7 protein-coding genes and 1 pseudogene are annotated in these 5,672 nt (G+C 50.3%); 1 reads left to right on the top strand and 7 read right to left on the bottom strand.

Translation table 11 applies throughout. The annotated features are described in order from the left end of the window. Positions 1–244: 244 nt before the first annotated feature. From ACTNBZ_RS14155 to ACTNBZ_RS14125, 7 genes and pseudogenes are all read right to left on the bottom strand, one after another. Positions 245–565, bottom strand: a complete 321-nt coding sequence (locus ACTNBZ_RS14155) for a hypothetical protein (protein ID WP_441210900.1) — start codon at positions 563–565, stop codon at positions 245–247. 61 nt (positions 566–626) lie between these two features. Continuing rightward, positions 627–944: a hypothetical protein gene (locus ACTNBZ_RS14150; protein WP_441210898.1), complete on the bottom strand. Its 318-nt coding sequence runs from the start codon at positions 942–944 to the stop codon at positions 627–629. A gap of 121 nt (positions 945–1,065) precedes the next feature. After that, entirely contained in the window at positions 1,066–1,929 is an 864-nt protein-coding gene (locus tag ACTNBZ_RS14145; protein WP_441210902.1) for a recombinase zinc beta ribbon domain-containing protein, read from the bottom strand. Positions 1,930–1,977: 48 nt separating this feature from the next. After that, positions 1,978–2,687: pseudogene (locus ACTNBZ_RS14140) on the bottom strand (recombinase family protein); the annotation flags it as partial. Continuing rightward, positions 2,684–3,706 carry a PDDEXK nuclease domain-containing protein gene (locus tag ACTNBZ_RS14135; RefSeq protein WP_441210896.1) on the bottom strand — a complete coding sequence of 341 codons (1,023 nt, stop codon included), beginning with the start codon at positions 3,704–3,706 and terminating at the stop codon, positions 2,684–2,686. The gene ACTNBZ_RS14135 and the pseudogene ACTNBZ_RS14140, both read right to left, overlap by 4 nt. After that, on the bottom strand, positions 3,703–4,059 hold the full coding sequence (locus ACTNBZ_RS14130; protein ID WP_412315884.1) for a helix-turn-helix domain-containing protein: 357 nt from the start codon (positions 4,057–4,059) through the stop codon (positions 3,703–3,705). Before ACTNBZ_RS14130 ends, ACTNBZ_RS14135 begins: the two co-directional genes overlap by 4 nt. Before the next feature lie 101 nt (positions 4,060–4,160). Beyond that, positions 4,161–4,976 (bottom strand): hypothetical protein, encoded by an 816-nt coding sequence (locus tag ACTNBZ_RS14125; RefSeq protein ID WP_441210894.1) that lies wholly within the window; start codon positions 4,974–4,976, stop codon positions 4,161–4,163. A gap of 63 nt (positions 4,977–5,039) precedes the next feature. Between ACTNBZ_RS14125 and ACTNBZ_RS14120 the strand changes: the two genes are divergently transcribed. Then, a partial coding sequence (locus tag ACTNBZ_RS14120) for a recombinase family protein (RefSeq protein WP_441210892.1) occupies positions 5,040–5,672 on the top strand: 633 nt, incomplete at its 3' end.

Raw genomic sequence — 5,672 nt, 5'->3', positions numbered from 1 at the left:
GGCGGTCTACCCCCGCCCGCCGGCCCCCCCCGCCCCCCCCCCCCCCCCCCCCCGCCGCGGCGCCCCCCCCCCCCCCCCCCCCCCTCTTTTCTTATACAACAATGAGGCTGGACGGCTTTATGGCCGCCCAGCCTCTCAAATGCCGCTGATTCTTCTCCCGTGCCGGCCTGAAGAGAGCTCCAGGGGCCGTTCCAATGTGCGGGAGGCCGTTTCGTTTTCCGGATCCATGCGGAATCGTGCTTTCTCAGGCGCCGTATTCCGTCATCCGGACCAGATCTCCGATCTGGTCCATTTCCAGACACAGTGCCCGGAGCAGTGCCTTCTCCAGAGCCCCGCCGCCGTCCAGCGGACAGCATACCCCTTCGGCACTGGAAACGGACTCCAGGAGGCGGTCCGCTTCCGCCCTCAGGCCTTGTGCTTCCGTGCGTCCCCCGCAGGCCGCACGGCACAGAGCCTGATCGCAGATATAGGGGCACTTCTTCCGGTATCGGCAGTTCTGGCAGGGCATCGGAAACAGGCGTTCGCTGTTCTCAGGGATCCGCGCGCCTGCAATAAAGCGGTTCATGGGATCGCACCTCTCTTCCGTGCAGCGCGGATCGGAGACAAGGCCCCGATCCGCATTCCGTTTACTGATGGCAGGGAGAGTGGTCACCGGAACAAGGCGTATCCGGGCAGAGGCAGTCGTGGAACAGGTCCAGCTTCAGCTGAAGCGCCAGTTCCAGGCGGGTCACTGCGGCCAGGACACGCTCGACGCTCTTGTCGATCTTGACCAGGTCATCCACATCAGTGCCGCACAGCTCAATGGTCTTTTCGATCTTTTTATGCTCAGCCTCCAGAATACGAGCCAGGGCCTCCTGCTGCTCGGCGACCGCTTCGATCAGTTCGGTGATCGCTTTGCAGCGGCTGTCACCGTGACGGGAGGGTACGGTTTGAATGGTTTCCATAGAATGATCGTCCCCTCATTGATGATCGTGCCTGACGGCACAGTTCATTCTATGCGCCCTGCCAACGGGTTGACACGATCCCCCAGCGGGTCCGCTGTTGTTTGTTTGCCTGAAAGTGCTCTTAAAACCTGGTGGAAACAAAAGAGACAGCCGTCAGGCTGTCTCTTTTCGTGGTGGAGATAAGCGGGATCGAACCGCTGTTGTTTGTTTGCCTGAAAGTGCTCTTAAAATCTGGTGGAAATGAAAAAAGGCAGCCATTAGGCTGTCTTTTTCGTGGTGGAGACAGACCAACCAAATCCGAACCCAGAAAGTCCTCGACTTCCTTTAGTGTAATCGTCTGTGTGCCATGCTGATAGTTATAGGTCAGCACCAGCTTATCGTCATACACAAATATTGCGTTGACAAAGGTGTCGATCAGTCGCTTTTGAAATTCCCGATCATTGGGATCGCCGTACCGGAACTGAGAAAACCAATGCTCCATATATTCCCGCGTCAGCTTCGGTTTTTGAATTTCCGCTGTCGTAATGCTGATCTCAAGCTCTTCTTTCTGCTTCTCCAAATCTTCCAGACGCTGCTTGGTGGAGGCAGTGAAAATACCCTGCTGGATGGCGTTGAGCATATTTTCAATGCCCTTTTCCGTCTCGGCAAGCTGGCGGCGAAGTGCCGGAATTGTGACGTCCTCCTGTTCCTGCATGGCGAGCAGCGCATCAATAATTCGGGTTATCTTTTCTTCGTTCAGTACACGCTCCATTGTCAGCCGTACAACAGCTCGTTCGATCCAATCCTTGCGTACAGCCTTCTTATCACAGCCCTTTTTCCGTTTTGCGTTGCCGCATTTGTAATAGTAATGCATGGTTCCGGTGTGGCTCTTCCCGCTCTCGCCAACCATCATCCGCTCACACTTGCCGCAGAACAGCTTTGTAGTCAACAAAAATTCGCTCTCTTTGGCTTTCATGTGAGCCGATGCGCGTTTATTCTTCTCCATGCGCTGCTGCACACGATAGAATAAATCTTCCGGCACAATGGCAGGAACACCGCCGGGAATGACTATGTCCTGATAGCGATACTCTCCGATGTATTTCCGATTTTTAAGAAGTCCGCAGAAGCTGTTGATATTGAACGGCTTACTTTTTTTGTTTTGAGTCCGCGTTTGTTGAAATCTTCAACAATGGAGCGAACAGTTGCTCCTTCGGCATATCTCTCAAAAATCTCAGTCACCAGCGGGGCAGTTTCCGGATCGATTACCAGCTTCTGTGTCTGCTTATCCAACAGATAGCCGAGCGGAACACCGCCTCCGTTATTCTTGCCTTTCAGTGCGTTCTCTTTCTGCCCGCGATGGATTTTCTCCGAAAGCTCGGCGGAATAGAACTCGGCATAGCCTTCCAGCATGGATTCGAGAATGATACCTTCCGGTCCATCAGAGATATGTTCTTTTGCGGATACGACTTTTACTCCGTTCTTTTTCAGAATATGTTTATAGTGGGCACTGTCGTAACGGTCACGGGAGAAACGGTCCAGCTTCCATACAAGAACAACCTCAAAGAGACCTTTTGCGCTGTCCCGTATCATATGCTGGAACTCCGGGCGATCAGCGGTCTTGGCGGATAATGCCCGATCGATATAGGTTCCGACAATAGTCATTCCGTTGTGTTCGGCATACTCCCGGCACTCACGGAGCTGACCTTCGATGGATTCCTCACGTTGATTGTCCGACGAATAGCGTGCATAAATGACTGCATTCATTCTTCATCATCCTCGTCACGTTCACCGCTTTCCAGCGCAAGTTCGGTCAATTCACGCAGTTTGTTTTGCAGGAGTGTCTTATCCGGCAGACAAAGTCTGTAATCAGCTACGAGCGTAGGTGACATACTGCGGCTCAATGCGTATTCCACAACCGCGTCATCCTTGCTGGCACAGAGGATAACGCCAACGCTCGGATTTTCATTCGGCTTTTTTACGTCGCGGTCAAGAGCTTCCAGATAGAAATTGATCTGACCGATATGCTCCGGTTTGAATTTCCCGATCTTCAATTCAATCGGCACAAGGCAGGACAGCGCACGGTTGTAGAACAGAAGATCAATGTAAAAGTCCTGTCCGCCCACCTGAACGCGGTATTCCTCGCCGATAAACGTGAAGTCCTTTCCAAATTCAAGAATGAATTGCTTCAAATTGCCTGTGATCGCCTTGCGAAGGTTACGCTCGGAATACTGCTCCGGCAAATCAAGAAATTCAAGCACATAGGTATCAAGGATGCTGCCTCGCACATCCTGCGGGACAGATTCGGGTATCAGCTTCTTGGAGGAAAGCATATAACGCTCATAGTAAGCACTGTCCATCTGGCGTTCCAGTTCACGCTTGGAATAATGTTCCTTTGCGCACAGTGTCATGTAGAAATGCCGTTCTTCCGCAGACTTTGATCCGGACATAATGAGCAAGTGATTTGTCCAACTGATTTGTGTCACCAGTGGTGTCACAAATTCATCGTCCTTGTAAGTCTCGTAAAACTGCTTCATACGGTAAAGCCCGCGACGGTTAAAGCCTTTGACGCCGGGATTGGCTTTGGCAATGTATGCCGCAACTTCATCAATAACCTTATCTCCAAATCCGGAATTAGCGCACAGCGAAGAAAGGTATTCGCCAACATTCCAGTACATCTGAATCAATTCCGCATTGACCGCTTTCAACGCGCGGGTGCGGGCATTGTCGATGATGGAGATGATTTCATCGAACCGTCCCGTTTTCGGGGTTAATTCCTTGCTCATGTTTTCGCCTCCCCAAGCATTTGTATCAAGGTTTTCTTTAGCTTATCGTTCATCGGAGAAGACGGATCAAAGCACATCTCCACAAATTGCGCAAGCTCAGGATTGCCCTCGCCAACCGGGGGCTTCGCCTGATACAGTTTGCCCTGCGGCTCGTCGCAGCGGGCAAAGATGTAATCCATTGACACATCGAAATAGTCCGCATATTTTCGCAAGAGCTCTACAGTGGGAGTGGCTTGTCCATTCTCATAGCGGTTGATGCTGGACTGCGTAGAGCCGATCACATCGGCGAACTTCGCCTGAGAGATACCAATGCTCTCGCGAAGGGCACGCAGCCTGTTACCCAGTTGTTTCATCGAAGTCAACCTCCTTTTCGGGTTAATAATAGTATAATCAAAATCCGGGATATAGTCAACCCGGATTTTGAAACTTTTGTGTGAATTATTCTTCTGCTTCTTTATTCTTCCCCAATAATGACATCACTGTCATCCATAAATGAAAGCTGAACAGCACCGTCTGAAAGCTGCTCTTTTTTGCCATTATATTTTATCAGGTAAAATGGCAGTATTTCCTTGAATTGCTCCGGGCAAGGAAGCGTTCTCAACTCGGAAACTGTATGAGAAACAAACGTCATCAGTTTGCTCTTTTGTTCCTCGGTCAGCGCCCGATATAATTTCTGCCACTGCGCAGTCGTTCCGTTTCCCTCAAAATGGTAACGGAACATGATCAACTCCCGAGGCATCGCCAATAATTCAAAGTATTCGTCGAGAGAACTGCCAAACGCCTTATAAAAGAAATCCGATCCAGCAGCCACCACGCCTTTTGTTACTTGCAAAATTGCAGAAATTGCTCGAATAGATTTTTTCGTCCAATTTGCACCGATGAAATCGCGGTCAGTACGGTCAATAGGCGAATATTTCATCGGGAACGAAAATATTTGAATTCCAAGCTCTCTGTTCAACTCAATATTGATGCGCAGACGTTCATAGAGGTCTTCCGGCTTATCCTTATAATTGAAAAGGATATAGTTAGAAATCTCTTTTATTCCATGCTTGTGAGCAGTACGAACAGCGGCACAATATTTGTCTTTCAGCTTAATATCATCAAAAGCGATTCGCAGTGGTCTGATCGCAAGACGAGCAAGTTGTGTCATATTCTCGTCATTGATCTTTCTGCCGTCAACACCCTGGTTGAAATCCAGATAACGAGCCTTAGCTGTTTTATTGCGATATTTTTCAATAATCGGAGTTAGCTCAGCTTCATGTTCAAGCATATACTCGGCAAAGTTCTCCGTATCTTCTGCGCCGATAATAATTTGGAGGAAGGACGGATCAATATGGAAAATAACATTCTTATCGGAACTCGCGTTGACTGTTTGTATAGAGTATCCACCGACAAACAAGTGGACTATGACGATAAAAGCCAAGCCGACATCCCCATGCAGCGCAGGGAGTGTCACCGCTTCTGTGAAAAGATGGACTGGACGATTGTTCACGAAGAACAAGAGGACGGCGTGTCCGGCCACAAGGTACGGGCCGAAAACCGCGACAAACTCCAAATCATCAAAGAACGGGCCAAGCAAGGCAAGTTCGATATTCTGCTGGTGTTCATGTTTGACCGCATCGGGCGCATCGCTGACGAAACGCCCTTTGTGGTGGAATGGTTTGTAAAGAACGGCATCCGGGTCTGGAGTACCCAAGAGGGTGAGCAGCGCTTTGATACCCACACCGACAAGCTCACCAACTATATCCGCTTCTGGCAAGCAGACGGCGAAAGCGAAAAGACTTCTATCCGCACAAAAACCGCCCTCGGCCAGCTCGTCGAGGACGGTGGTTTCAAAGGCGGTCTTGCTCCCTATGGCTACGATCTCGTAAAGAGTGGCCGCTTCAATAAGCGCAAGCATGAAGTTTTTGAGCTGGTTGTCAACGAGGCCGAGGCCGCTGTGGTGCGGATCATATTCGACAAATAT

The sequence above is a fragment of the Pseudoflavonifractor sp. HCP28S3_F10 genome, assembly GCF_052065415.1.
GTDB lineage: Bacteria > Bacillota > Clostridia > Oscillospirales > Oscillospiraceae > Pseudoflavonifractor_A.
The sequence above is the reverse complement of the archived record's forward strand: the minus strand, read 5'-3'. Positions and strand labels throughout refer to the sequence as shown.